This is a genomic window from Geodermatophilus normandii (assembly GCF_003182485.1).
Taxonomy (GTDB): domain Bacteria; phylum Actinomycetota; class Actinomycetes; order Mycobacteriales; family Geodermatophilaceae; genus Geodermatophilus; species Geodermatophilus normandii.
On sequence record NZ_QGTX01000001.1, the window covers coordinates 2,865,518 to 2,891,788 of the forward strand.

A 26,271-nucleotide genomic window follows, 5' to 3' on the forward strand; every position below is an offset into this window, starting at 1 on the left:
CTGCCGGGCTGTTGGCCGCCCTGTCCCGCCACGCCCGCGCGCTGCGGTCCCTGGGGACCGGACCCGGCGACCCGGTCGCACTGTTCGCCCCGGCTCGACCCGCGGCTGCTGGTCGGGTTCCCGGAGACGGCCGGCCTGCTGCCGGACGACGTCGCGGCGCCGGTGGCGGCGGCGGGCCCGGTCACGGTGACCGCGCGCGTTCGCTGGTCGGCGACCGGGAGCCGCTCACCGTGCAGGGCAGAGCCCGACCGGGCGGGAATCCGCGCCGCGGCCGCCCTCGCAGCCTGGGGTGCGGTCAGGCGGGCGTGGGGAGGGCGTGGGGCGGGTCGACGACGTCGGCCAGGGTGAGCCGGGCGCCCTCGGCGCGCGCCCGCTCCGCGGCGCCCGGGTCGAGCGCGGCCGTGACGTCGCGCAGGACGTCCGGCGTCGCCTCGAAGGCAGGCCAGCGCAGCCCGTTGCGCAGCGCCTGCGTGCGGGCCGCCGCGAACAGCCGGACCGCCTCCCGCGGCCGGCCGGCCATCGCCGTGGCGACGCCCCGCAGCTCGAAGGCGACCGGCCCGTCGGAGGTGCCCAGCACCAGGCGGTGGCCGATCATCCGGTCGGACCAGGACAGGGCCGTCGCCGCGTTCCCGGAGCGGATGGCGGCGACGACGGCCATCCCGGCCACCAGCAGCGCGACGTGCACGTTGCCCAGCGCCAGCGCCCGGTCGTGCAGCGCGGTCAGCCGCGCGGTGGGGAGCGCGCCGGCGCCGCTGTCCACCAGGGCGGCGCAGGTCTCGGCGAGCAGGTCCAGGTCCGCGTCCCCGCCGGCCGCCCGCGCCGCCGCCGTCACGGCGCCGGCCACGGCCCGCGCCGGCTCCAGCGACCCCGCCACCACCAGGGAGTGGGCCAGCAGCGTCTGCACCTCGGCCACGGTGCGCGACAGCGCGTCCCCCGTGCGGTCGAGCAGCCGCGAGGCGGCGGTGAGGTGCACGACGGCGAGGTCGTCCTGGCCGCCGGAGGAGAGGTGGTGGGCGAGGGTGAGCCGCACCAGCGCCGCCGACACCGGGTCGGCCAGGTGCTCGGCCTCCAGCGCCCGCTCGGCCCACGTGCGGCCCTCGATGGTCTTGCTGCGGAAGTACCAGAACGTGCCGAGCCGGCCGGCGAGGCGCACCCCCTCGGCCGAGGGCGCCTCCACGAGCAGGTTCTGCAGCGTGGCGCGCAGCGTGGGCAGGTCGTCGTCGAGGGCGTCGAACCACGCGCTCTCCGCCACGCGGCCCAGCGGCGGCTTGGCGTGGGTCAGCGCGGTCGTCCACTCGTCGCGGCGGCGGCGCAGCGCGGGGGTGTCCGGGCCGGCCGCGTGCGCCGCGTGACCGCGCACGGTGGCGAGCTGGGCGAAGCGCGAGGGGCCGCCGGGCCGCGCCGGTCCGAGCGGGACCAGCAGCGAGTGGTGCACCAGGCGGGCGACCAGGTCCGCGGTGACCGTGCCGGCCGGGGCCCGGTGTCGGGACCGCCGAGGACGGCGCCGGCGGCGGCCACGGTGAACGGCCCGGGCAGCACCGAGGCGGCGCGGTGCAGCTCCGCCTCGTCGGCGGGCAGCAGTGCGTAGCTCTGCTCGATGGCGGCGCGCACCGTCCGGTGGTGGTCGCTGCCACGCCCGGACCGCGCCAGCGAGCTGGGGTCGGCGGTGACCTGGTGGGCGATCTCGTCCAGGCTGAACGCCCGGGCGCGGGCCGCCGCGAGCTCCAGGGCCAGGGGCACGCCGTCGACGGCCGAGGCGATCCGCACCACCGCGCTGAGCAGGCCCAGGTCCTCCCGGTCGGCGCCGGCGGCGGCGAGCCGGTCCAGCAGCAGGGCGACCGCGGGGGAGGCGGTGACGTCGTCGTCGCCCTCGGGGAGGGCCAGCGGGCCGAGCCGGTGCAGCCGCTCGCCGCCGACCTCGAGCGGCGCGCGGCTGGTGGCCAGCACGGTGAGCGGGGGAGCGCCGGAGAGCCAGTCGTCGACCAGGTCGGCCACCGGGTCCAGGACCTGCTCGCAGTTGTCGAGCACGAGCAGCGCGCGCCGGTCGCGCAGGTGGGCGCGCAACGCCTCGGCGGGCCGGTCGGTGTCGGCCGGGGCGAAGCCCAGCGCCGACACCACGGTGGACAGGACGGTGACGGCGTCCCCGGCCGCGGTGAGGTCGACGAACCACACGCCGTCCGGGAACCGGTCGGCGACCGTGCGCGCGACCTCGATGGCCAGGCGGGTCTTCCCGCACCCGGCCGCGCCGACCAGGCTGACCAGCCGGGACCGGGTCACCAGGCCGGCGAGCTCCGCCAGCTCCGGCCCGCGCCCCACCAGCGACGAGGTGCGGTGGGGGAGGTTCACCGGTCGCGGCGCGGCTCCCCCGTCCGGGGCGGCCCGCCGCGGGCCGGGACCGGCGGCGCGGGCCGGGCGGGCGCCGGGCCGGCCAGCGTCGGGTCCTCGGCGAGCATCCGGCCGTGCAGCTCGCGCAGCTCCGGCCCCGGCTCCAGCCCCAGCTCGTCGCGCAGGACCGCGCGGACCTGCTGGTAGCTGCGCAGCGCCTCCTCGGGCCGGCCCAGGCGGTGCTGGGCCAGCATGCGCAGGCTCCACAGCCGCTCGCGCAGCGGCGCCTCCGCCACGGCGGCGCCCACCTCGAGCAGCGCCCGCTCCGGGGCGCCGTCGGCCAGCAGCGCCTCGGCCAGCAGCTCGCGCAGCTGGTCGCGCAGCTCCTCCAGCCGGGCGACGGCGGCGGTCGCCCACGGCTCGTCGGCCACCGTCGGGTAGGGCCGCCCCCGCCAGAGCGCCAGCGCCTGCTCCGCGGCCCGGCCGGCCTCGTGCGGACGGTCGGCGGCCAGCAGCGACCGGGCCTCGCCGGCGAGCGCGGCGAACCGCCGCGAGTCGACGGTCGCGGGGTCGGCGACCAGCCGGTAGCCGCCCGGCTCGCGCACCAGCACCCCCGAGGGGGCGCCCGGCCGCCGGTCGGGCTCGAGCGCCTTGCGCAGCCGCCAGATGTGCGAGTCCAGCGTCGACGGCGAGCGGGCCGGGGAGTCCGCGCCCCACGTGGCCTCGGTGAGCGCGTCGACGCTGACCTGCCGGCCCGCGTTGACCAGCAGCAGCGACAGCGCCGCGGAGAGACGGGCGCCGCCGAGGGCGACCGGCGTCCCGGCGCGGCGGACCTCGAGCGGGCCGAGGTCCCGGAAGGACAGCACGTCGGCAGTGGCGTCGCCCTGCACGAAGGACCCCCTCGCGTGCCACCCCCGTGCCCGCGGCGACGGGTCCGCCCCCGCTCCGGCGCAGGGCGCGCGACCGCCGTCGATTTCGCTGCAGCGTCGGACCACTGCGTACCGCATCCGGCGCCGTCCCGGTAGGGGTCCGGACGCCGTCGCGCCCTCGGGGTTGGAGCGGGCTTGGAGCGACCGGCCGCAGGGTCCCCGGACCGGCCGCCCACCGGGGCGGCCCGAGTCCAGGGGGGCCCGTGACGAGCGTGCGAGAGACCAGTGGGGACACCGGCGGGCGAGGCGGACGGCGCGGGCGGCTGTCCCGGCGCGGCTTCCTCGTCGGGTCCGGGACGGCGGCGGCCGGCATCGCGGTCGGGACGGTCGCCGCGCCGCCCGTTCCGGCCGCTGCCCGTCCGCCGCACGGGACGGGCGGCAGCCCGGTCCCCGCGGCGGAGGTGGGTCCCGGCGACCCGCGCTACCCGGCGCTGGTGACGGGGTTCAACCAGCGCTTCACCGGCACGCCCGCGGCGGTGGTCGTGGTGACCACCGCCGACCAGTGCCTGGCGGCGGTCCGTGCCGCGGTCGCCGCCGGCCGGCGGATCACGGTGCGGGCCGGCGGCCACTGCTACGAGGACTTCGTGACCGACAACCCCGGCGGCGTGGTCCTCGACGTCTCGGGGATGCGGGCGGTCACCGAGACCCCCGACGGCGGCATCCGGCTGGAGAGCGGGTGCACCAACTGGGACGTGTACGAGCTGCTGTACAAGAGCCACGGGGTGACGCTGCCCGCGGGCTCCTGCTACTCGGTGGGCCTGGGCGGCCACGTCGTCGGCGGGGGCTACGGGCTGATGTCCCGCGAGCACGGCCTGACCGTCGACCACCTGTCCGCCGTCGACGTGGTGGTCGTCGACGCCGACCGGTCGGTGCGGCTGGTGACCGCGCGCCGGGGCGACCCGCGCACGGAGGACCTGTTCTGGGCGCACACCGGCGGCGGGGGCGGCACCTTCGGCGTCGTCGTCGCCTACACGTTCCGCGACCTGCCCGCTCCGCCGCCGATCGTCCAGCTGGCGACCACCACCTGGCAGTGGAACGCCCTCGACGCGGCGTCCTTCGCCACCCTGCTGCGCGACTACGGCGGCTGGCTGGCCGCCAACAGCGCGCCCGACAGCCCCGGCCGCCGGCTGTTCGGGCTGCTCAAGCTCTCGCACGTCTCCGCCGGCACGGTCACGCTGGTCACCCAGGCCTCCGGCGAGGACCCCGCCCTGCTCGACGCGTTCCTCCGCGCGCTCGACGACGGCATGCCCGCGGCCGCGCTGCCCACCACCACGCGGCGCACGATGCCGTGGCTGCAGGCGACCCAGACGCTCAACGGCTCGGGCCCCAACCAGCGGGGCAAGTACAAGTCGGCCTACATGCGCCGGCCGTTCCCCGACCGGCACGTCGCGGCCCTGCACGCCGCCCTGACCGACCCGTCCTACGACAACCCGCAGGCGCTGGTGCAGGTGGACACCTACGGCGGGCGGATCAACGCCGTCCCGAGCGGCGACACGGCGGTGTCGCAGCGGTCGTCGATCATGAAGCTGCAGTACCAGACGTACTGGACCGACCCCGCCGAGGACGAGCTGCACCTCGGCTGGATCCGCCGCTGCTACGCCTCGGTGTACGCCGACACCGGCGGGGAGCCGGCGCGCGACGACGTCACCGACGGCTGCTACGTCAACTACCCCGACGTCGACCTCAGGAACTGGCCGACCCTCTACTTCGGGCGGAACTACCGCCGCCTGCAGGAGGTCAAGGGCCGGTGGGACCCCACCGACCAGTTCCACCACGCCCAGTCGGTCCGCCCGCCGGGCCGCTGAGCGGGCGCCCCGTCACCGGGCCGCGGTGGTGGAGGTGGTGGCGGCGGTGGCGGGCCGGGGGACGGCGGCGAACAGGTCGACCAGCGCGTCCCAGCGGGTGCGGCGGCCCGGGGGGAAGCGGCGCAGCGCGCGCTCCCCGCGGGGGCTGCCCGGCGGGTACCGGCGCCGGGCCCACGGGGACGCCGGCCGGGCCAGCCGCACCGCGGCGACGAGCGCGACCAGCGGCACGAACACGCCCACGACGCCGAGGACGACGCGCCCCTTGAGCACGGCGACCAGCGCGAACGCCAGGTTGGCGGCGAGGGTGAGGGCGAGCGCGGCCTCGCTGTCGGTGGCGTCGGCGTCGAAGGGGTTGGCCCCGACCAGCAGCAGGACCCCGACCACCAGCGCGATCAGCACCGCGTCCACCGAGCTGCGGCCCTCGCGCGACCAGTACACGTCCTCCAGGTGCAGCCACAGCGCGAACTCGTCGAGGGTCAGCGCCGCACCGACCCCGAACAGGACGGCGAGCAGGGCACCGAACGCGCCGGCCGGGCGCCAGGCGAACTCGGCCGTGCCGGTGCCCAGCAGCAGGAAGATCCCGTACACCTCGTGGTGCACGTGCACCCCGCCGACGCTCGCGTCCCGGAACGGCCCCCGGCCGGTGCGGATGGCGTGCGTGACGAAGCGGGTGACGAGGAAGGCCACGAGGAAGCCGAGGACCAGCCAGGCGACCAGTTCGCGGCGCCCGCTGAGCACCGGCAGCAGTTCCGGGTCCAGGTCCACGCCGCCTCCCGCCGGGTCAGGGACTCCCGCGATCGTGCCGTCGCCGGAGCCGCCGTGGGGACCGCGCACGCGTGCCTTCCCCTGCGCCGCGCGGGCCGGGAGGATCGGCGCTCCGGCCGAGGGGAGAACCGGGTGGACGACGTCGTGTCGATCGACACGCTGGCCGCGGTCGCTGCCGTCTCCCTGGTCGCCGCCGTCGTCGTCGGGTTGTTCCCGCGCCTGCCCGTGCCGCAGGTGGTGCTGCTGCTCGCCGGCGGCATGCTGCTCGGCCCGGACGTGCTCGGCGTCGGGGCGGCGCAGGACGTGCGGGTGCTCGCCGACGTCGGGCTCGGGTTCGTCTTCCTCCTGGCCGGCTACGAGCTCGACCTCCGGCTGTTCCGCGAGGACGCCGGCCGGCGCGCGCTGGCCGCCTGGTTCGTCTCCCTGGGGCTGGCACTGGGCGTGGTGGGGGCCCTGGCCGCCACCGGCGTGGTGCGGGCCTACCTGCCGGTGGCGCTCGGGCTGACCACCACCGCGCTGGGCACGCTGCTGCCGGTGCTGCGCGAGAAGGGCCTGCTGGGCGGCCGGCTCGGGCGGTACCTGCTGGCCACCGGCGGGGTCGGCGAGCTGTTCCCCGTCCTCGCCATCGCGGTGTTCCTGGGCACGCAGGGCCGCGTCGCCGCCCTCGTCTCGCTGGCCGCGGTGGCCGTGCTCGCCGTCGCCCTCGGCCTGCTGCGGCGCGGGGTCCGGGAGGGCGGCCGGCTCGCCGCCGTGGCCGCGGCGGGGCAGGACGAGACCGCGCAGATCACCCTGCGCGGCACGGTGCTGCTCCTGGTCGCGCTCATCGCGGTCACCGACCAGTTCCACCTCGACGCCGTGCTCGGCGCCTTCCTCGCCGGCGTGGTCCTGCGGCGGTGGGTCGGTGCGGCCGCGCCCCGGCTGGAGGCGAAGCTCGACGCGGTGGGGTACGGCTTCTTCGTCCCGGTCTTCTTCGTCTCCTCCGGGATGGCGCTGGACCTGGCCTCGATCGCGGAGGCACCGCTGCGGCTGGTGCTCTTCTTCGCGCTGATGCTCGCCGTCCGCGGCGGGCCGGCCCTGCTGGTCTACCGCCGCGTGCTCCCGGCGCGGCAGCGGGTCCAGGCCGCGCTGGTGAGCGCGACGGCGCTGCCCGTGCTGGTGGCCCTCGCCGAGATCGGCCTGCGCAGCGGCACGATGCTGCCCGAGAACGCCGCCGCGCTGGTCGGGGCGGGCGTGCTGACCGTGCTGCTGTTCCCCGCGCTGACCGTGGCCCTCGACCGGCGGCCGGCCGAGGTGCCCGTCCCGGCCGCGGGAGGCCCGGCGGGCACCGGGTGAGCGAGCGGCGACCCCGGCGGTGACGGTGGCCGCCGCCGGGCTGGCGCTCCTGGCCGCGGGCCTGTTCGCGCTGGCGTCGGCGGTCCAGCAGCGCACCGCCGCGGCGGTGCCGGGGGGACCGGGCGGCGGCCTGCGCCTCGTCGGGACCCTGGCCCGGTCACCGCGGTGGTGGGCCGGCACGCTGGCCGACACCGGCGGCTACGTGGCCCAGGCCGCCGCCCTCGGTCTGGGGTCGCTGCTGCTGGTGCAGCCGCTCCTGGTCACGACCGTGCTCTTCGCGCTGCCGCTGGGCGCCCGGTGGGCCGGCCGGCGGCTCGGCCGGGGCGACTGGCTGTGGGCCGCCGTCCTCGTCCTGGCGCTGGCGGCCTTCGTCGTCACGGGCGAGCCCACCGCCGGGGCGGACGCGGCCGGCTGGCGCGACTGGCTGCCGGCGTGGGCCGTCCTCGGAGCGGCCGTCGGGGCCTGCCTGCTCGGCGCGGCGCTGCGGCGGGGAACGCCCCGCGCGGTCCTGCTGGCCCTCACCACGGGGGTGGCCTACGGACTGGCCGCGGCGCTCACCAAGGGGGTGGTGGACGCACTCGGCGACGGCGTGGTCGCGGTGCTCACCTCCTGGAGCACCTGGCTGCTGGCCGCGGCCCTCCTCGGCGGCACCCTGGTGCAGCAGGCCGCGTTCCAGGCCGGGCCGCTGGGGGCCTCGCTGCCCGCGGCGACGGTCGGGGAACCGGTGGTCGGCGCGGCGCTCGGCATCGCCGTGCTCGGCGAGCGGCTGCGGGCGGGCGGGGCCGAGTGGGTCCTCGTCTCGGTGCTGGTCGCCGCCATGGTCGCGGCCACGGTCGCGCTGGCCCGCTCCTCGGCGGCCGCCGGGGCGGCGCCGTAGGGCTCAGCCGACCGGGGCCGGGGCGCGGCGGCGGGCCAGCAGCGCGAACACGAACGGCGGCAGGGACAGCACCACGGTCGCCAGCGCCAGCAGGGCCACGTAGACCACCGTGTCGCCGGTGGCCAGCTGGCTCGGCGGCACGAACCCGAGCAGGAAGGAGGCCGCGCAGCCCAGCAGTCCCACGCCGCCGACCAGCCACACGCCGGGCAGCCCGCCGGGGATCCGGTAGGGCCGGGGGACGTCGGGGCGGGTGTGCCGCAGCCGGATGACGCTGGCGAACACCAGCGCGTACATCGCCACGACCACCTGGGCGGTGACCGCCGAGAGCATCCAGTACGACGTGCTGACGCTCGGCACGACGACGAACAGCAGCGCGAACAGCGTGCCCGCCACGCCCTGCACCACCAGCAGCGCCACCGGGACGTCGTTGCGGTTGGTCCGCCCGAACCGCCCCGGGGCCAGTCCCTCCCGGGCCCCGACCGCGACGCCCTTCGCCGGCCCCAGCACCCACGGCGTGAGGTGCGCGACGCCGCCGAGGACGACGAGGACCGCCAGCGGGGGCAGCAGCCAGCTCACCGACAGCGTGTCGAGCACGCTGGCGAACAGCTCCATCGTCCCCGACACCAGGCTGATCTCGTGCCTCGGCAGCACGAAGGCCATGAACAGCGAGCCGAGGACCGAGGAGGTGACGGTGACCGCGACGGCCAGGGCGATCGCCCGCGGGACGGTGCGGCCGGGGTCGCGGGTCTCCCGCGCGTGGAACCCGGCCATCTCCATGCCGGTGAACAGCAGGATGACCCCGCCGAGGAACGCCAGGTCGCCCAGCGAGACGTCGGGGACCAGGGCGCCGGCCGAGAAGGGGATCTGCGAGGGGTCGCCCCGCAGGAGGAAGGCCGCCCCCAGGGCGACGACGAGCAGCGCCGGCAGGAGAGAGCCCGCGACGGTCCCCACGGCGCCGATGACCGCCGACGTGCGCACGCCGCGCAGCGCCGCGGCCGTGGTGCCCCAGAACACCACGAGCATGACGACGACGAGGTAGGACTTGTCGTCGGCCAGCGACGGGTCGATGGCGTAGGCCGACGACGCGGCGATGAACGACAGCACGGTGGGGAACCAGGCGACGTTCTCGGCGTAGTCGCACCACACCGCGAGGAAGCCGGTGCGCCCGCCGAAGGCCTCCTTCACCCAGGCGTAGACGCCGCCGTCGCGCGGGAAGGCGGTGCCGAGCTCGGCGGCGGCCATCGAGACGGGCACGAGGAACACCGCGATCGACAGCGCGAACAGCGCCAGCATCGACCAGCCGTACTCGGCCATGACCGGCAGGTTCCGCGCGCTCACGATCGACGCGACGTTGACCATCGCCAGCGCCAGCACGCCCAGGCGGGCGGTGCGCGCGGGCCGGCTCACCGGGCGCCCTCGCCGATCAGCGCCACGCGCAGCCGCCGTCGCGGCTCCTCGTCGCCCGGGCCCCGCAGCAGCACGGTGGCGTCGGCCAGGGTGAGCACCCAGCCGCTGCCGCGCGGGCGGCTCAGCGACTCGAACCGCCGGGCGGCCGCGTCCCGGTCCCCCGCGGAGGCGAACCGGTCCACGACGACGGTGACCGCGTCGCCCGGGCAGGACGCGGCCAGCGTGTAGGCGCGCCCGCCCAGGCTGCCGCCGGGCAGGTCGCGCGCGACGTCGGCGGCGTCGCAGGTCCGCAACCCGGCCGCCGCCACCGCCCGCTCGACCGCCTCGAGGGACCCCGGCCCGAACGTCGCCCGGTCCCGGCCGGCCCACTGGGCGACGGCGAGCGCGGCCAGCAGCGCCGCGAGCACGACCCCCGTCCCGAGGACCGTGCCCGTCCGCCTCACGCCGCCGCCCGGCCCGCGGGGTCGGAGGGGGACGGGACCCCGCCCACGGCGCGCGGCACCAGCAGCGGCCCGAGGCCGGGGACGGCCAGGAAGCCCTCGGCGCCGGCGTAGCGCAGCCCCACCCGCGGGAGGTCCGCGCGCCGGCGGACGGCGAGGACGCGGGGGAGCCACTCCGGGTCGAACCGCTCGTTGAAGTCCCGCAGCGAGCGGATCTGGAAGAACGGGTTGAGCACGCCGACCGCCCAGCGGGCCGCGCGCTGCGCCGGGGTGAACGGCACGTCGTCGGCGAACAGCCGGCCCCACATGGCGAAGTTCATCGACAGCCGCGCCACGCCGCGGGCGCCCAGCGCGGCGGCGGTCTGCGCGATGAGGAACTCGGTCATCCCGTTCGGGGCGTCCGGGTCGTGCCGCATGAGGTCCAGCGTGTAGCCGAAGGACGGGCCGTACGCGGGCACCAGCCGCAGGAACCCGCCGGGCACGCCGCGCTCGTCGAGCGCCACGCAGAGCAGGAACTGCGGGTCCGCGCCCGCGCCGCGCACGTCCTGCGACAGCGTCATCGTGAACCCGCGCTCGGGTGCCTTGCCCCGCCAGCGCGCGCTGATCGCGTTCAGCTGCTCGACCAGCGCCGGCGGCGCGTCGGCCTCGGCGAGCAGCCGGAACCGGTGGGTGCGGCCCACCCGCCGCACGGCGGCCCGCAGCCTCTTGTGGGCGGGACCCTCGAGCAGCGGCCTGCGGCAGTCGATGACCGCCTCGTCGCCGAGGTAGACCGAGGTGAACCCGCGCGAGGCGTACAGCGGCATGCTGGCCTCCCGGACCGCGAGCAGCGCCGGCGTCCAGGCGCGCTCGTCGCACAGGGCGAGGAACTCGTCGAGGACCCGCACCACCGACTCGCGGGCCCCCACGGGGTCGCCGGACACCAGCGCGTACCCGCCGAGGTAGGTGTAGGCGAGGAACGCCTCGCCGTCGCTGGAGAAGAAGAAGCTCTTGTCGTCCCGCAGCGAGAAGTAGGCCAGCGTGTCCCAGCCGTAGGTGTGCACGAGGCGGGAGGCGTGCTCCCAGTCGTCCTCGGTGTGCGGGCGGCGGGCCGCCAGCGGCCGCAGCAGCAGGACGGCCAGGACGACGAGCCCGACGACGCCGAGGGCCAGCAGCGCGGCGGGGAGGAAGCGGGCGAGGAAGGCCGACCGGTAGGTGTAGGGCCCGTCGACCCCGACCAGGCCGCCGAGCACCGTCTCCAGCGCGCCGACCGGGGTCGGTGCCGGCTCGACCCGGGAGCGCTCGGCCCACAGCGTGGTCAGGCCGAACAGCAGGACGCCGCCCAGGTACAGCGGCAGGACGTGCAGCAGCCGCAGCAGCGACGGCGGGTCGCCGGGCGCGCGGAACGCCGAGCGGGCCGATCCCAGCGCGACGAGCATCGCCACGCACAGGGCCACCGCGACCGGGTGCGGCCCCTTGACCGCGTGCGCGACCGCCCCGACCGCGAAGAGCGCCACCGCCAGCTGCCAGGCGCGGTGCTCGCGCCGGGCCAGCTGCCGGGCGAGCAGCAGGAGCAGCAGCCCGACGACGACCGAGGTCACCGCGCCCGCGACGGGCACCGCCAGCGGGTCGACGTCGACCGCTCCGCCGCCGATGCGGTCGTGCACCACCGGCAGGCGGACGGCGAGCTGCAGGACGCCGCACAGCGCGGTCAGCGCCGCCAGCACCCGGACGGTGCCCGGCCGCACCCGGGCGCGGGGCGGCGGCGCGGGGACGGGGTGCGCCGAGGGCGCGAGGTCGGGCAGCGCGGTCACCGGGGCGCCGTCGCCCGGGACCGGTGTGGGGGTGGCCGGCGGCCGGGCCGCACCGCGGGGACCGCCGCCGGGCGGCGGCCCCGACTCCGGCCGCAGGGTCGGGAAGAGGATGACCTCGCGGATGGAGTCGACGCCGGCCAGCAGCACGACCAGGCGGTCGATGCCGATGCCCAGGCCGCCGGTGCAGGGCATGCCGCGCTCGAGCGCCCGCACGTAGTCCAGGTCGACGTCGCCGGCCTCGGGGTCCCCGTGCTCCTTGGCGCGCGCCTCGGCCTCGAAGGCGGCCAGCTGCTCGACGGCGTCGTTCTGCTCGGAGTAGGCGTTGCACAGCTCGAAGCCGGCGACGATCAGCTCGAAGCGCTCGACGTAGGCGGGGTCGTCGCGGTGGGTGCGGGCCAGCGGCGAGACCTCGCGCGGGTGGTCGACGCAGAAGACCGGGCCGACGATCGAGTGCTGGACGCGCTCGTCGTAGACCTCCTTCATCAGGCGGCCGGGCCCCCAGCCGGCCTCGTACGGGACGCCGAGCCGGTCGAGCACGGCGCGGGCCTCCCCGACGGGCATCGCGGGGTGCATGGCCGCGCCGGTGACCTCGGCGATCATGTCGGCGAAGCGCCGGCGGGGCCACGGGGTGGCGCCGAGGTCGATGGCGTGGCCGCCGTGGTGGACGGTCAGGTCGTCGCCGAGGGCGGCCCGGGCGGCGGCGGTCACCACGGCCTCGGTGAGGTCCATCATGTCGGTGTAGTCGGCGAAGGCCTGGTAGGCCTCGAGCAGCGTGAACTCGGGGTTGTGCCGGGTGTCGATGCCCTCGTTGCGGAACACCCGGCCGATCTCGAAGACGCGCTCCATGCCGCCGACGATCAGCCGCTTGAGGTGCAGCTCGAGCGCGATCCGCAGGTAGAGGTCCAGGTCGAGCGCGTTGTGGTGGGTGACGAACGGCCGGGCGCTGGCGCCGCCCTGGATGCTCTGCAGCACCGGGCCCTCGACCTCGGTGAAGCCGCGGTCCTCCAGGTGCCGGCGGATCGCGCGCACGGCGGTGTGCCGGATGCGGAAGACCTCGCGGGTCCGCTCGTTGGCCGCCAGGTCGGTGTAGCGCTGCCGGTAGCGGGTCTCGACGTCGGGGAGCCCGCGGTGCGCGTCCGGCGGCGGGAGCAGCGCCTTGCCGAGGACGGCGAAGTCCTCCACGCACACCGACAGCTCGCCGCGCCGGGTGGTGACGACCGTGCCCTCGGCGCCGAGCCAGTCACCGCGGTCGACGTCGTCGAACTCGGCGTGCCGGGCCGCGCCGAGCACCGAGCTGTCGACGAAGAGCTGGACGGTGCCGGTGCGGTCGCGCAGCGTGGCGAAGGTCAGGTGACCCTGCCGGCGGACCCGCTCCAGCCGGCCGGCGACGTGCGCGCGGTCGGTCGTCCGCGAGTCCGGGGGCAGCCCGGCGTGCCGGCTGTGCAGCTCCGCGGCGCTGGCGTCGGTCGGGTAGCGGTAGGGGAGCGCCCTGCGCTCCTGCAGTGCCTGCAGCTTCCGCAGGCGCTGGGCGCGCTGGTCGTCCCGCCCGGCGGCCTCGGCCGGCCCCTGCCCCTGCCCGCTCACCGGGACCCGCTGCCGGCCGGCACCGGGGCCGCCGACAGCAGCCGGTGCAGCCGCGGGTGGACCGCGCCCGCCCAGACCTGCTGCCCGAGTCCCGCGCAGTGCCCGGAGGCCCCCTGCGCGGCGGTGAGGCGGACCAGCTCGGCGGGGACGGTCAGGGCGTCGACCAGGGTCCGGCCGCCTCCGCCGGCGAAGTCCCCCTCGGCCTCGACGACGACGACCGGGCAGCTGATCCGGTCGGCGACGTCGAGCATCGAGTACCGGCGCAGCTCCCGGAGGTAGTCGCCGACGTCGTCGAGGCCGTGCGCGGCCATCCGGGCGCCGAAGAACTCGCGGCGTCGCGCGCTGGCCCGCACCTGCGCCCGCGCGACCGGCGCGGCGAGGAGGCCGGCCAGGCCGCCGGGGACGCGGGCGCCCATGTCCGGCTGGGCCGGGTCGCAGACGAGCGCGGCGAGGCGGTGCTCGAACGCGGCCGCCCGCGGCGCCAGGTAGCCCGCGAAGGAGCGCCCCACCAGGACGACGGCGCCGGGATCGACCTCCGGGCGGGTCAGCAGCCAGTCGAGCACCGGCGTGAGGACGGCCTCGAAGTCCGGCCGGAGCACCAGCCCCTGCTCGATGAGCGCCGCGCCCTGACCCGGCCCCTCGAAGGTCAGCGCGTTGTAGCCGCGCTCCAGGGCCGGGGGGACGTCGGCCCAGCCGTACTCGGCGGTGGAGTCGTAGCCGCAGGGGAGCACGACCGTCGGGCGGGGCGTCCCCGAGGCGTCCGGCGCGAACAGCCAGCCCGGGAGCGTGGTGCCCTCGTAGGGGATCGCCACCCGCTCGGCGGGGGAGTCCATCAGCGCGGCCGCGGCCGCGAACTCGGCCACGTGGCGGCGGTGCCCCTCGCGCAGCCGGGGGTCGCCGAGGTCGGAGCGCAGGTAGTACCAGCTCTGCCGGTGGTACTCGCTGGCCCGCAGGTGGGCGGCGCGGGCGCTGACCCGGTCGCCGGCCGCCGTCGCCGCGGCCGCCGCCTCCTCGGCCCCGGCGGCCGCGGACGCCCACGCGGCGTGCCAGCGGTCGCGGTCGGGCCGGTCCACCCGGGCGGCCGCGGCCATCGCCTCGCCCAGGTCGGCGGCGGAGACCACGGCCATCGACAGCGTCCGGACCAGCTGGCCGTCGAGGTCCTCGTCGGAGAAGTGCAGTCGCGCGGGCCGGGCCATCGTGTCCTCCCTGGTGCGGGCCGGGTGTCGCGACCGGGACTGTGCCGACCCCGCCTCCAACGCGACTCCAACGCCGCCGGGCGTTGGAGCGGGATTGGAGCGGCCCGTCGGAGGGTGCCGCCGACGCACCCGCCCCACCCGGAGGACCCGTGAGGAACGCGCCCCCGGCCCGGTCCGTCGCCCTGACCCTCGGGCTGCTCGTGCTGGCCGCCTGCGGCATGGACGCCTCGGACCGCTCCGGCGGCGCGGCGGTCGTGGGCGTGGTCGACGCCGGCATGGTCGACACCGGCATGGTCGACGCCGGCATGGTCGACGCCGCCGGGGACACCGGCGGCCCCCCGGACGTCCCGCCGCCGGTCCTCCCGCCGGCGGCGGTGGGCGCCGCGCCGCCGGTGCCGGACCCGGCCTCGGTCGCCGGCCTCGTCCTCTCCCGGGAGGACACCCGGACGCCCGAGGACGAGCGCCGGCTCACGACCGCGCCGGTGCCCGGGCTCGTCGCGCTGGACGGGGTGCTGCGCGGGATGGTCGACGCCGAGGTCAGGCGCTACGAGGCCGGGCTCGCCCCGGGGCAGTGGCACCAGCTGACCGTCGGCAGCACGCCCGTCCTCGCCGCCGGCGACGTCCTCGGGATCCGGGTGGCCACCAGCGTCCGCACCGGCGGCCTCCCGGCGGCGACCACCGCGCGCACCGTCTACGCCGACGTCGCGACGGGGGAGACCTGGACGTCGACCGACCTGGTCGCCGACCCCGCCGCGCTCTTCGGGTGGTTCACCGGCGCGGTCGAGCGCGCCGGCCTCGGTCACGCGCTGCTCGGGCGCTCCGCGGTCCTGGCCGACCTGCGCTTCGCCCGGGACGGCGCGCTGTCGCTGGTGGTCGGCGGGGGCGACGGCAGGGCCGAGCCGTTCGGCGACGTCGCCGTCCGGGTCGATCCCCTCGCCGCCGACGGCGTCCTCAGCGACGCCGGCCGGCGGGTGCGCGCGGCGGCGACGGCAGCCGCGCCGTTCCGCGGGGTCCCCCGGCACCCCCCACACCGCCCGAGCCCCGCCGCCGCCGGAGCCCCGTCGCCGCCCGAGCCCCGCCGCCGTCCGAGCCTCCGCCGCCGCCGGAGCCGCCCTCTCCGGCCGGCGAGGTCGACTGCACCGTGCTGCGGTGCATCGCGCTCACGTTCGACGACGGCCCCGGCCCCCACACCGCGGAGCTCCTCGACGACCTGCGCGCCCAGGACGTCCGCGCCACGTTCTTCGTCGTCGGGCGGAACGCGGCCGCACACCCGGACGTGGTCCGTCGGATGGTCGCCGACGGCCACGCCGTCGGCAACCACACCTGGAGCCATCCCCGCCTGCCCGACGTCGGCCCGGCCGCCGTGGGCACCGAGCTCGACCGGGCCACCGCGGTCCTGGCCGGCCTGGGGGTGACGACGTCGCTGGTGCGGCCGCCGTACGGCGCCACCGACGCGACCGTCGCCGCGGTGGCGGCCGACCGCGGCCACGCGCAGGTCCTCTGGGACGTCGACACCCGCGACTGGTGGAACCGCGACGTCACGATCACCACCGAGCGGGTCCTGGCCGGCGCGCACCGCGGCGCGATCGTGCTGATGCACGACATCCACCCGACGACGGTCCAGGCGGTGCCTGGGATCGTCGACGCGCTGCAGGACGCCGGCTACACGCTGGTCACCGTGCCGCAGCTCCTGGGACCCGACGTCGTGCCGGGCGCGACGTACGTCTCCGGCTGACCGGCGACGGGCCGCTCAGGCCGGCTGCCGCTCGACGTGCAGCAGGCCGGTCAGGTACTCGGTCACGGCGCGGTCGTCGGCGCCGGCCGACAGGTAGCCGAGGTAGCCGTCGGGCCGGACGAGGGCGAGGCCGGCGTCGCCGATGCCGTAGCGCCGGGCCACCGCTCCCGCGGGGTCGACGAGGGCGTCCGCGGGCGCGCCCGCAGCGGTGGCGACCACGGGGACGACCGTGCCGAGCGGATCGAGGGCGCCGCGCAGCCGCTCGACCAGCGCGGGTCGGAGGCGGTCGTCAGCAGCAGGCAGCCCGGGCGGCGGAGCAGGTCCCCGATCCACGCCTCGGCGCCGTCGGCCGTCGTGAGCCCGGGGACGTCGGGGGCGTGGTCGCCGGGGGAGGCCTGCCGCCTGCCGCCGGCCAGGCCGGTGACGGCCGGGCTCCGCCGGTAGGCGATGGTCGTCTCGGTCATCGCCGCCACGAGCCGGCCGCTCAGCGCCGGGACGTGCCCGAGGACGGTCAGCGCGAGGTCGCGCGCGTGCGCGACGGGCCCGGAGGCGGTCATCGCGTTCGTGAGGGCGTTCGTCTGCCGCACGACCGCGGCCCCGACGGGGTGCCGCTCGGCCTGGTAGGTGTCGAGCAGCGCGGGCGCGGCCCGGCCGGTGCTCACCAGGGCGAGCTTCCAGGCCAGGTTCACCGCGTCCTGGATCCCGGTGTTCATCCCCTGACCGGCCGCCGGGCTGTGGACGTGCGCGGCGTCCCCGGCCAGCAGCACCCGGCCGGAGCGGTACTGCGGGACCTGCCCGTGGTGCACCTCGAAGTACGTGAGCCACCGCGGGTCGCCGATCCGCCACCGCCCGCCCATCCGCTCGTCGACCAGCCGCTGGGTCTGCTCGAGCGACGGCTGCGCGCCGGGCTCCGGGGTGTCGACGAGGAACAGCAGCCGCGTGCGCCCGCCGGGCATGGGGAAGGCGCCGCCGAGGCCGTCCGGGTGCAGGAACATCCGGATGGTGTCCGCGGAGAGCGCGCTGTCCGCGGCCACGTCGGCGAACAGGAAGTGCTGGCCCCGGAACACGCCCTCGAGGCGGGCGCCGACGGCCGCCCGGACCCGGCTGTGGCCGCCGTCGGTGCCCACGACCCAGCCGTAGCGCTGCCGCGTGGTCCCGGCCGGGGAGGTCAGCGTGACGGTGACCCCGTCGTCGTCCTGGACCAGGCCGTCGAAGGACGTGCCCCGCTCGACGCGGATGCCGAGGTCGGTGGCCAGCCCGGTGAGGACCGCCTCGGTCTCCGGTTGGGCCAGGTCGAGGATGCGGGGGTGGCGGGAGTCCACGTGCGCGGTGGTCTCGCGCAGCCGCAGGGTGGCCTCCCGCCCGCTGCGCACCTCCAGGGCGGTGACCGCCAGGCCCTCGGCCGCGATCCGGTCGAGCACTCCCATGGCGGCCAGGTGCTCCTGGGTGCGCGGGTGGATGACGACGGCGCGCGACTGCGTGGTCGGTCCGGGGAGCGCGTCGACGAGCCGGACGCGGGCGCCCTGGCGGACCAGCTCGCACGCCGCGGTCAGGCCCACCGGCCCGGCCCCGACGACCAGCACGGTCCGGGCCTCGTCGGCGGTCTCGGGAGTGGTCGTCGGCTCGGTCACGGGGGTCCTCCTCGGGGCGGGGTACCGGACCACCGTGACCGGGTCGGGTCCAACGACGCTCCAAGCTCCCGCCCGGACGGCGTCGCCGCCGCCGGGGACTCAGCCCTTGACCGCCCCGGACAGGAACCCCTGGGTGACCTGGCGCTGCAGGACCACGTAGAGCACGACCACCGGCAGGATCGTGATCAGCGTGCCGGCCGCGAGCGGGCCGATGTCGACCGAGCGCCCGCCGATGAACAGGTACAGGCCCAGGGTCAGCGGGCGGTAGCCACCGCCGGGCATGTACAGCAGCGGCACCAGGAAGTTGTTCCACTGCTGCAGGAAGGTGAACACGGCCAGCGCGCCCATGCCGGAGGTCACCAGCGGCACCATGATCCGCAGGAACAGCTGCCACTCACCGGCGCCGTCCATCCGGGCGGCCTGCTCCAGCTCGCTCGGCAGGTCGGAGAAGAACGCCCGCATGAACCAGGCGCCGAAGGACAGCTGCGTGGTGGCCAGCACCAGGTTGACCCCGATCAGGCTGTCCAGCAGGCCCATCGACCGCATCTGGAAGTACAGCGGGACCATGTAGGCGAAGAACGGCACCAGCAGCCCGAAGACCACCACGTAGAACGCCAGGGTGCGGCCGGGGAACGGCAGCCGGGCGAACGCGTAGCCCGCCATGGTCGACAGGACGACGACGATCAGCGTGCTGGGGACGCTGAGCAGGATGCTGTTGAGCAGGTAGGCGTCGAAGTCACCGACCGTCCAGGCGGTCTCGAGGTTCTCCAGGGAGAAGGAGCTGAACAGGCCGAACGGGTTCGACCGCACGTCCTGGCTGCTCTTCAGGGTCGTGGACACCACGAGGACCACCGGGAACACCGAGACCAGGGCGAGCAGCCCGAGCGCCAGGTGGCGCCCGATCCCCGTCCGGCCCTGCGCGTGTGACCGCCTCGAGCGGCTCACGCGCCGCGCTCCTCGATCGAGACCCGCCGCTGCAGCCGGTCGAGCCACACCGCCACCGGCACGGCGAGCGCCGTCACCACCAGGGCGAGGGTCGTGCCGTAGCTGATCCGGCTGAGCTCGAACGCATTGCTGTAGGCGTAGGTGCCGAGGACCTCCGTGGCGTTCGCCGGACCCCCTCCGGTCATCACGAAGACGATGTCGAAGACGGCGAAGCCGCCGATCAGCGTGAGCGCGGTGACCATGAGGAACACCGGCAGGATCTGCGGCAGCACCACGTGCCGCAGCCGCTGCAGGTAGCCCGCGCCGTCGAGCATCGCCGCCTCGACCTGCTCGTTGTCGACGTTGCGCAGCGCCGACAGGATGATCACGAAGACGAAGCCGGTGGCGGTCCAGATGGCGGTGCCGAGCACCGCGTAGAGGGCGGTGCCCGGGTCGCCCAGCCAGCCCCGCGTCAGCCCGTCGAGCCCCACCGCCTCGAGCCCGCGGTTGAGCCAGCCGCGGGTCGGCGCGTAGATCCAGCCCCAGACGACGCCGACCGCGACCTGCGGCAGCACGTAGGGCAGGAAGAAGACGACGCGGTAGAAGGTCGACCCGCGCCGCACCCCCCACAGCAGCAGGGCGAGCCCGAGGCCGATGACGAGGGGCCCGACGGTCCCCAGGACGATCCAGATGAGGTTGTGCCACGCGGCCGCCCACATCTGCCGGTCCTGGGCCAGCTCGGTGAGGTTGCCCAGTCCCACCCAGGGGGGCGTGGTGTCCAGGCCGTCGAAGTCGACGAAGACGTAGTAGACGGAGTTGAGCACCGGGAAGACGAGGAAGACCAGCATGAGCACCACCGCCGGCGCCACCAGCAGCACGCCGAGGCGCGCCTGCTGCCGGCGGGTGACGGCGGAGACCCCGGCCCGTCCGGGGCGCCGCCCCCGCCGGCGTGACCTCCCCGGCGAGGGCAGCGTCGCCGTCGCGGTGGGTGCCGGTGCCGCGGTCACGCCGGCACCCGGGTGCCGGGGACGCCGCGGCTCACTGCTGCGACGCCGCCTGCATGGCGGCCGCCACCTCGGCCGGTGTCGACTGGCCGGTGAGCACCGCCTGCACGCCGTCGAACATCGCCTCGTTGAAGGCCTCGGGCATGAGGACGTCGATGTTGTAGCCGAGCTGGCCGCCGCCCTCGGAGAGCGCGGAGACGTCCTCGAGCACCTGGGCCAGCAGCGGGTCGACGTCGAGTCCCTCGGTGTCGATGGGCCGCGGCGGGATGGTCTGCAGGTTCTCCACCGACCACTGGCCGTGCTCCTCGGAGGCGAAGAAGTCCAGGAGCGCGACGGCGCCCTCGGGGTCGTCGGTGTTGGCGGCGATCATGGGCCCCGAGCCCAGCCCGGCGGCGAACACCCCCTCACCACCCGGCGCCGGGAAGGGCACGTACCCGGACTCGAAGTCGGCACCGACGGCCAGGTCGTTGATGAACCAGCTGCCGGTGGGGATCATCGCGGCCTCACCGGAGAGGTACTGCGCCGTCATGGTGTCGTAGTCGACCGACACCGGTGACTCCCCGAGCCAGCCGTTGGCGTTGGCCTCCTGCCAGAAGGTCAGCGCGTCGACGACCTCGGGGGAGTCCCAGGACCGCTCGCCGGCGAACAGCGCCTCCATGCCGTCGGCGCCCACGGCGCTCGACAGCGCCATGCTGAGCAGGTGGCTGCCCGGCCAGGCGTCCTGGTCACCGAAGGCCATCGGGACGACGCCGGCCTCGGTGAGGGTCCGGCACACGGCGCGGAGGTCGTCCAGGGTCCGCGGCGGGTCGATGCCGAGGTCCGCGAAGACGTCGGCGTTGTAGAAGAGCCCGACGGTCTCCATCTCACCGGGGATGCCGTACACCCTCCCGCCGTAGGTGACCCGCTCCTTGGCGAAGTCGTAGACCTCCCAGCCGTTCTCCTCGTAGGCGTCCGTGAGGTCGTAGAGCAGTCCTGCCTCGGCCAGGGCCCCGGCGAAAGCCGGCCCCGAACCGAAGCTGATGACGTCGGGGCCCTCCTCGGAGCGCAGCCGGGTCTGCAGGACGGTCCGCATGGTGTCGACGTCGAGCTGCTGCACCTCGACCTCGATGCCCGAGGACTCGGTGAAGTCGGCCAGGTGGTCCTCGAGCCGACTGAGCGACTCGGCGTCCTCGAGCTGCTCGATCAGGTACACCAGCGTGTTCTCCCCACCCCCACCGCCGTCGTCGGACGCCGACTGTCCGGTGCAGGCCGTCACCAGCAGGCACACGGCGGAACCCAGCAGGACCTTCGGGGAGATGCGCACGGGTGGGGCCCCCTCGACGACGTCGTCCGGAACCGCGCGGGGCGCGGGCGGGCATCGTCCGTCGGGGTGAGACGCGACGTCAAGGAACCACTCCGTCCGCTACGCGTCGCCCGTGACCGGCCCCCCGCACGGCCGGTCGTCCCGGCGCCGGGCCGAGCCGCGGGGACCACCGGCAGGACGAGGCCGCCGAGGGTGCCCGACGCCGCGCCGGCCGCGGCGGCTGCGCAGGTCCCAGCCGGCCGGGCCCCGGAGGCGCCCGTCGCGATCGGCGCCTGGACGCGGGAGGGGACGGACCCGAGCACGAGCGCCGGTCCGGCGAGGGTGGGCACGCCGGTCGCGGTCAGCCCCAGCCGGCAGGTCCACCGGTGGGGCTGACCGCCGGCACCGTCAGCGCCGTGCCGACCGACCCGACGAGGTCGTCGGGTCGGTCGGCACGAGCGACACGCAGGACCCGCCTGCGTCCGGCCTGGACGGCGCCGGAGGCCAGCAGGAGGACGTCGGCGGCCGTCCCGGTGAGCCCGGCAGCGCGGGCCCACGGACGCGCCCGCGCCGGGTCCGGGCCGGTCACCGCTGCGACGTCCCCGGTCCCGCGGGGCCGCCGGGCGCCCCGGCCGGCACGACGTCGTCGTGGAGGATGGCCATCCGGTCGAGGAACCAGACCTTCCCGGACATCTGGACCGCCAGTCCGAACAGGACCATCCACCCGTTCCGCACGGCCAGGCCCCTCACCACGAACGGCACGCCCAGTGTGCTGAGCGCTGCCAGCACGTTCGGCGCGACCCGGTGCCGCGCGGGGACGGGGACCTGCCGCCGCTGCGCCCAGTGCGTCTCGCCCAGCACCGACCTCGACGCCCAGTGGTCCAGCGAGCGCGGTGGCGGGAACGCCCGGGGGTCGACCGCGGTCCAGGCACACACCGCGGCCACCGGGACGAGTGACCACCACCCGATCCGGGTCCGGCTCCAGATCGCGACGGCGAGCAGGGGCGGGATCGGGATCCGCGTGTAGACGCTCCACGGGTTGGCGTGGCGCTGCCACGCGTCCCCCTCGAGCCCGAACGCCCTGGCCATCCTGGTGTCCATCGCCATGCCGGGTGCCTCCTCGCCTGCCTGCCCGATCACGCCGCGGTCCCGGCGCCGGTCAGAGCCGGGCGAGCCGGCACGCGGTGCCGTACGCGCAGACCTCGCTCCAGGTGCCGCCCATCTCCGTCGTGTCGAAGCGCATCGCCAGGACGGCGTCGGCACCCGCGGCCTCGGCCGCGGCGGTCAGCCGCCCGAGCGCCTCCTGCCGGCTCTCCTCCAGGTTCTTCGTGAGGCCCTTGAGCTCGCCTCCGGTCAGCGACTTCATCGCCGCACCGATCTGGGCACCCGCGTGACGGGAGCGGACGGTCAACCCGAAGACCTCCCCCAGCACCACCTCGACCCGGTGGCCCGGCACGTCGTTCGTCGTCGTGATGAGCACGCGATCACGCTCCCTGGACGTCTTCCTGCGTCGTGACGCAGCGCAGCCTCCGCCGGGTGGACGGGCGGGACCAGCGGGTCAGCCCTGCCCCGGGACCGGGGTTGCCCCTGTACCCGCGGGCGCGGCCGGTCGGGAGCGGTCGTCGGGGATCCGACGTCCCGTGCGCCGCGGCCGCCGGCGGGGCTCCCGCACCGAGGGAGGCCGCGAGCGCGCGGCATCATGGCTCCCGTCGAGGATCCGGACGGGTCCGGTCGAGGAGTGGAGGGACAGCCGTGGCCGAGAGCCTCCCGCCGGTGGTCGAGCGCATCCACGAGGAGGTGCTGCGCCGCAACCCCGCGGAACCGGAGTTCCACCAGGCGGTCCGTGAGGTCCTCGAGTCTCTGGCCGTGGTGCTCAACCGGCACAGCGAGTACACCGAGATGAAGACGGTCGAGCGCATCTGCGAGCCCGAGCGGCAGGTCATCTTCCGGGTGCCCTGGCAGGACGACTCCGGTGAGGTGCAGATCAACCGGGGCTTCCGCGTCGAGTTCAACTCCGCGCTCGGCCCCTACAAGGGCGGGCTGCGCTTCCACCCGTCGGTCAACCTCGGCATCGTCAAGTTCCTCGGCTTCGAGCAGGTGTTCAAGAACGCGCTCACCGGCATGCCGATCGGCGGCGGCAAGGGCGGCTCGGACTTCGACCCCAAGGGCCGCTCCGACGCCGAGGTCATGCGCTTCTGCCAGTCGTTCATGACCGAGCTCTACCGGCACCTCGGCGAGTACACCGACGTGCCGGCCGGCGACATCGGCGTGGGCGCCCGCGAGATCGGCTACCTGTTCGGCCAGTACAAGCGGATCACCAACCGTTACGAGTCCGGCGTCATCACCGGCAAGGGCCTGGGCTGGGGCGGCGCGCTCGTCCGCACCGAGGCCACCGGTTACGGGGCCGCCTTCTTCGCCGAGGCGATGATGGAGACGGCCGGGGAGTCCTTCGACGGCAAGCGCGTGACCGTCAGCGGCTCGGGCAACGTCGCCGTCTACGCGATCGAGAAGGTGCACCAGCTCGGCGGCACCGTGGTCGCCTGCTCGGACTCCAGCGGCTACGTCGTCGACGAGAAGGGCATCGACCTCGAGGTCCTCAAGCAGGTCAAGGAGGTCGAGCGGGCGCGCGTCGGCGAGTACGCCGAGCGCGTCGCGTCGGCGTCGTTCGTGGCCGACGGCGACATCTGGGACGTGCCCTGCGACGTCGCGATCCCCAGCGCGACGCAGAACGAGCTGGACGGCGAGGGGGCCGCCAGCCTGGCCCGCGCGGGCTGCCGCTACGTCGTCGAGGGGGCCAACATGCCGGCCACCCCGGACGCGGTGCGGGTGTTCCGCGAGGCGGGGGTCGCGTTCGCGCCGGGCAAGGCCGCCAACGCGGGGGGAGTGGCCACCTCCGCGCTGGAGATGCAGCAGAACGCCTCGCGCGACAGGTGGTCCTTCGAGCACACCGAGGCCCGGCTGGAGGAGATCATGCGCGGCATCCACGAGCGGTGCCACGCCACCGCAGACGAGTACGGCTCCCCGGGCGACCTGGTCCTCGGCGCGAACGTCGCGGGCTTCCTGCAGGTGGCCGAGGCCGTCCACGCGCACGGCCTGGTCTGAGGGCCCGGGCCGGACGCGGCAGGGCCCAGCGCGACCCGAGCCTCTCCGGGCTCAGGCGGTGCGGTCGGCCCGGGCGGAGACGACGGCCTGCTCGCGGTCGGGGAACGGCCCCGCCGTGCGGCCGTCGGCGCGGCGTGTCCAGCGGTAGCCGTCCGGGGCCTCCTCGATGAGGTAGCCCTCCGGGTCGGCCGGCCCGTGACCGGGCCGTTCGTACGGATCGGTCACGAGACCTCCACGTGCCGGAAGCGGACCTCGGCGCGTGCGCTGCCGAGGTGGACGACGGGCACGGGCCGGTGGGTGGCGTCCGCGACGGTCAGGACCCTCCCGGCGGTGCCCGCCCGCACCGCGAGGTCCGAGCCGGTGACGGTGATCCGGAGCGGGGCGTAGCTGCCCGTCCGGACCCCTGCCGGCGAGGACGCCAGGAGCGTGGGGACCCCGTCGGTGACCCGGTGGACCTCCAGGTCGCCGTCGGCACGGAGGAGGACGAGGTAGCCGTCGACCCCGGGCGACGGGCCGTCCGGCGGCCGGTACGGGTGGTCGTCGGTGGTCAGCAGGACCGACCCCCAGTACGTGCGGCGGTCGGTGCGGCGGTCGAGGGGGAGGTCGAGGCGCAGGTCGAGGCGCAGCGTGAACGCGGCCGGGTCCGGTGGGGTCAGGAAGCCCATCAGCGTGGAGGTGGCGGTGTCGGAGACGTCGGGGCTCCACGAGCCGTCGGCGGAGAACCGGCCGCGGCCGGTGTCCGGCTGCATCCCCGGCAGCCAGACCCGGCGGGCGAACAGGTCCGACGTCCGGCCCGCGTCCCCCGCGACGTAGACCGGGTCGTCGGAGAAGACCGCGTCCACGCCGCAGGCGACGACGGCGTCCCGCTCGGAGCGGCGGTCGACGGTGTAGCAGGCCACCTCGATCCCGGCCGCGTGCGCCCGGGCGCAGACCTCCGGGGTGACGAGGGCGGCGTCCAGGCCGATCCAGCCGATACCCTCGGCGGCGGCCCGGGCCACGTCGGTGCTCCCGAGCCAGACGACGTCCCATCCCCGCGAGCGCGCCAGCCGGCAGTCGGCCAGCGAGTAGGACTGCAGCAGCACGGACGCCGGGTCGATGCCGTGCCGGTCGAGGGCCTCGGTCATGGGACCCATGGCGTCGCTGCCCTTGGCCTCGGCGCAGAGCAGGACGCGGTTGCCGAACTCGGCGAGCACCTCGTCGAACAGCGGGGGGCGGAGCCCGTCGGGCCAGCCGCCGCCGAGGGTGACCGCGGCGTCGATGTCGAGCCGCTTCCACGACTCCGCCGTGTGGTCCGCGACGTTGCCGCTGGAGGTGGTCATCCGGTCCACGGTGCCGTCGTGCATGACGCCGAGGGCGCCGTCGGCCAGTGTGTGCACGTCCTGCTCGATGACCGGCAGGCCCTGGTCCACCGCCATCCGGTAGCCCTCCATCGTGTGCTCGGGCACCTGCAGGGACCCGCCGCGGTGGGCGATGACGAACGGGCGGCGCAGGTCGGCGAAGGCCACGCGACGGCCCTGCCCGCGCTCCTCAGGCACCCGGACCGGCCTCGTCGAGCCGCACCGGGACCGCCCCGTCCGGTGGCGGCCCGCCTGCCGCCGCGCCGCGCCTCACGCGGAGGTCCCGGAACCGGATCCGGCCGGGCCGCCCGTGGACCTGGGGCGCGAGGGACCCGCTGCGCCGCGGGCGCTGGTGTGGTCGTCGACCGGTACCCCGTTGAGGATCACCGCGATCCTGGCCCCGACGTCTCGACGAGGCAGGTGTCCCACTGCCCCGGCGGGCGGACCGGGCACCCCGTGACGGCCTGCTGCCCGTGGACGGCGCCGGTCGCGTGGACGCCCGGACCCAGGGGAGTCCCCGTGGCGAGGTCGTCGACCTCGATCTCGTGTCCCTGCCGGTCGGCCTCCTCCAGCGGGCTCGGCGCCGCCGGTCCGGGCGTGCGGACGTGGACCCCGGAGTCGTCGCCCGCGGCCCGCTCGCGCCACTCGATCCAGGACGAGGCGTCGGCGAACTGTCCCCCGACGTGGTGGTGGACGCCGTAGCCCTCCTCGGTCTCCAGCAACGACCCCAGGTGCTCCACGGTGGGGGAGCTCCCCGGACGGCCGACCCTCGCCCCGTCCACACAGACGCCGTTCACGGGTTCCCG

The 26,271-nt window shown here is 76.3% G+C and carries 23 protein-coding genes; 5 read left to right on the forward strand and 18 right to left on the reverse strand.

What is annotated here, in order from left to right; translation table 11 throughout:
* Nucleotides 1-295 precede the first annotated feature (295 nt).
* From JD79_RS22685 to JD79_RS14025, 3 genes are read right to left on the reverse strand one after another with little or no spacing between them, the layout of a single operon-like run.
* Entirely contained in the window at nt 296-1,360 is a 1,065-nt protein-coding gene (locus JD79_RS22685; RefSeq protein WP_170149204.1) for a hypothetical protein, read from the reverse strand.
* Complete coding sequence (locus JD79_RS14020; protein WP_110006015.1) at nt 1,279-2,346, reverse strand: ATP-binding protein; 1,068 nt, start codon at nt 2,344-2,346, stop codon at nt 1,279-1,281. The genes JD79_RS22685 and JD79_RS14020 overlap by 82 nt, the downstream gene beginning before the upstream one ends.
* Nucleotides 2,343-3,215, reverse strand: coding sequence for an AfsR/SARP family transcriptional regulator (locus tag JD79_RS14025; protein WP_110006016.1), 873 nt, complete (start codon nt 3,213-3,215; stop codon nt 2,343-2,345). The genes JD79_RS14020 and JD79_RS14025 overlap by 4 nt, the downstream gene beginning before the upstream one ends.
* Nucleotides 3,216-3,457: 242 nt before the next feature.
* Here JD79_RS14025 and JD79_RS14030 point away from each other — a divergent pair, with 242 nt between their 5' ends.
* Complete coding sequence (locus JD79_RS14030) at nt 3,458-5,059, forward strand: FAD-binding oxidoreductase (RefSeq protein WP_211307977.1); 1,602 nt, start codon at nt 3,458-3,460, stop codon at nt 5,057-5,059.
* A 12-nt stretch (nt 5,060-5,071) separates the two neighbouring features.
* Here JD79_RS14030 and JD79_RS14035 read toward each other — a convergent pair whose 3' ends face one another.
* Nucleotides 5,072-5,824 (reverse strand): hypothetical protein, encoded by a 753-nt coding sequence (locus JD79_RS14035; protein WP_245900096.1) that lies wholly within the window; start codon nt 5,822-5,824, stop codon nt 5,072-5,074.
* Between the two features lie 132 nt (nt 5,825-5,956).
* Between JD79_RS14035 and JD79_RS14040 the strand changes: the two genes are divergently transcribed.
* Together JD79_RS14040 and JD79_RS14045 are read left to right on the forward strand one after the other, a co-directional pair.
* The gene (locus tag JD79_RS14040; protein ID WP_110006018.1) at nt 5,957-7,156 is read left to right on the forward strand and encodes a cation:proton antiporter; all 1,200 of its coding nucleotides are present in this window, start codon (nt 5,957-5,959) and stop codon (nt 7,154-7,156) included.
* Nucleotides 7,157-7,175: 19 nt separating this feature from the next.
* A complete protein-coding gene (locus JD79_RS14045) occupies nt 7,176-8,033 on the forward strand; it encodes a DMT family transporter (RefSeq protein WP_110006019.1) in 858 nt (285 codons plus the stop codon).
* Between the two features lie 3 nt (nt 8,034-8,036).
* Here the strand turns inward: JD79_RS14045 and JD79_RS14050 are convergent, their stop codons facing one another.
* Genes JD79_RS14050 through JD79_RS22690 form a run of 4 tightly spaced genes read right to left on the reverse strand, consistent with a single transcriptional unit; the run spans nt 8,037 to nt 14,450 of the window.
* Nucleotides 8,037-9,440 carry an amino acid permease gene (locus JD79_RS14050; RefSeq protein ID WP_110006020.1) on the reverse strand — a complete coding sequence of 468 codons (1,404 nt, stop codon included), beginning with the start codon at nt 9,438-9,440 and terminating at the stop codon, nt 8,037-8,039.
* Nucleotides 9,437-9,847 (reverse strand): hypothetical protein, encoded by a 411-nt coding sequence (locus JD79_RS14055; protein WP_110006021.1) that lies wholly within the window; start codon nt 9,845-9,847, stop codon nt 9,437-9,439. Before JD79_RS14055 ends, JD79_RS14050 begins: the two co-directional genes overlap by 4 nt.
* 32 nt (nt 9,848-9,879) lie before the next feature.
* Nucleotides 9,880-13,254, reverse strand: a complete 3,375-nt coding sequence (gene lysS / locus JD79_RS14060) for a lysine--tRNA ligase (protein ID WP_170149205.1) — start codon at nt 13,252-13,254, stop codon at nt 9,880-9,882.
* Complete coding sequence (locus JD79_RS22690) at nt 13,251-14,450, reverse strand: alpha/beta hydrolase family protein (RefSeq protein ID WP_170149206.1); 1,200 nt, start codon at nt 14,448-14,450, stop codon at nt 13,251-13,253. Before JD79_RS22690 ends, lysS begins: the two co-directional genes overlap by 4 nt.
* A 1,141-nt stretch (nt 14,451-15,591) precedes the next feature.
* Between JD79_RS22690 and JD79_RS22245 the strand changes: the two genes are divergently transcribed.
* Nucleotides 15,592-16,185, forward strand: coding sequence for a polysaccharide deacetylase family protein (locus tag JD79_RS22245; RefSeq protein WP_146220451.1), 594 nt, complete (start codon nt 15,592-15,594; stop codon nt 16,183-16,185).
* 62 nt (nt 16,186-16,247) lie between these two features.
* Here JD79_RS22245 and JD79_RS14070 read toward each other — a convergent pair whose 3' ends face one another.
* From JD79_RS14070 to JD79_RS14105, 7 genes are all read right to left on the reverse strand, one after another.
* The gene (locus JD79_RS14070; RefSeq protein WP_170149207.1) at nt 16,248-17,816 is read right to left on the reverse strand and encodes an FAD-dependent oxidoreductase; all 1,569 of its coding nucleotides are present in this window, start codon (nt 17,814-17,816) and stop codon (nt 16,248-16,250) included.
* Between the two features lie 99 nt (nt 17,817-17,915).
* Nucleotides 17,916-18,761 carry a carbohydrate ABC transporter permease gene (locus JD79_RS14075; RefSeq protein WP_110006024.1) on the reverse strand — a complete coding sequence of 282 codons (846 nt, stop codon included), beginning with the start codon at nt 18,759-18,761 and terminating at the stop codon, nt 17,916-17,918.
* Nucleotides 18,758-19,747 carry a carbohydrate ABC transporter permease gene (locus tag JD79_RS14080; RefSeq protein WP_110006025.1) on the reverse strand — a complete coding sequence of 330 codons (990 nt, stop codon included), beginning with the start codon at nt 19,745-19,747 and terminating at the stop codon, nt 18,758-18,760. Before JD79_RS14080 ends, JD79_RS14075 begins: the two co-directional genes overlap by 4 nt.
* Before the next feature lie 31 nt (nt 19,748-19,778).
* Complete coding sequence (locus JD79_RS14085) at nt 19,779-21,047, reverse strand: ABC transporter substrate-binding protein (protein WP_110006026.1); 1,269 nt, start codon at nt 21,045-21,047, stop codon at nt 19,779-19,781.
* A 340-nt stretch (nt 21,048-21,387) separates the two neighbouring features.
* On the reverse strand, nt 21,388-21,615 hold the full coding sequence (locus tag JD79_RS14095; protein WP_110006028.1) for a hypothetical protein: 228 nt from the start codon (nt 21,613-21,615) through the stop codon (nt 21,388-21,390).
* A complete protein-coding gene (locus JD79_RS14100) occupies nt 21,612-22,166 on the reverse strand; it encodes a DUF6653 family protein (protein ID WP_245900097.1) in 555 nt (184 codons plus the stop codon). Before JD79_RS14100 ends, JD79_RS14095 begins: the two co-directional genes overlap by 4 nt.
* Nucleotides 22,167-22,185: 19 nt before the next feature.
* Nucleotides 22,186-22,506, reverse strand: a complete 321-nt coding sequence (locus JD79_RS14105; protein ID WP_110006029.1) for a YbjQ family protein — start codon at nt 22,504-22,506, stop codon at nt 22,186-22,188.
* 272 nt (nt 22,507-22,778) lie between these two features.
* On the opposite strand from JD79_RS14105, the gene gdhA reads away from it, so the two are divergent.
* On the forward strand, nt 22,779-24,128 hold the full coding sequence (gdhA, locus tag JD79_RS14110; protein ID WP_110006030.1) for an NADP-specific glutamate dehydrogenase: 1,350 nt from the start codon (nt 22,779-22,781) through the stop codon (nt 24,126-24,128).
* 51 nt (nt 24,129-24,179) lie between these two features.
* On the opposite strand, the gene JD79_RS22695 is transcribed toward gdhA, so the two are convergent.
* The 3 genes from JD79_RS22695 to JD79_RS14120 form a co-directional block, all read right to left on the reverse strand.
* Nucleotides 24,180-24,353 carry a hypothetical protein gene (locus tag JD79_RS22695; RefSeq protein WP_170149208.1) on the reverse strand — a complete coding sequence of 58 codons (174 nt, stop codon included), beginning with the start codon at nt 24,351-24,353 and terminating at the stop codon, nt 24,180-24,182.
* Complete coding sequence (locus JD79_RS14115; protein ID WP_146220452.1) at nt 24,350-25,663, reverse strand: glycerophosphodiester phosphodiesterase; 1,314 nt, start codon at nt 25,661-25,663, stop codon at nt 24,350-24,352. The genes JD79_RS22695 and JD79_RS14115 overlap by 4 nt, the downstream gene beginning before the upstream one ends.
* 185 nt (nt 25,664-25,848) lie before the next feature.
* The gene (locus JD79_RS14120; RefSeq protein WP_110006032.1) at nt 25,849-26,205 is read right to left on the reverse strand and encodes a LamG domain-containing protein; all 357 of its coding nucleotides are present in this window, start codon (nt 26,203-26,205) and stop codon (nt 25,849-25,851) included.
* Nucleotides 26,206-26,271: the final 66 nt, after the last annotated feature.

Excerpts from the sequence above, each read along its gene's own strand:
- JD79_RS22690 (WP_170149206.1), bottom strand. The coding sequence starts at position 14,450 with ATGGCCCGGCCCGCGCGACTGCACTTCTCCGACGAGGACCTCGACGGC.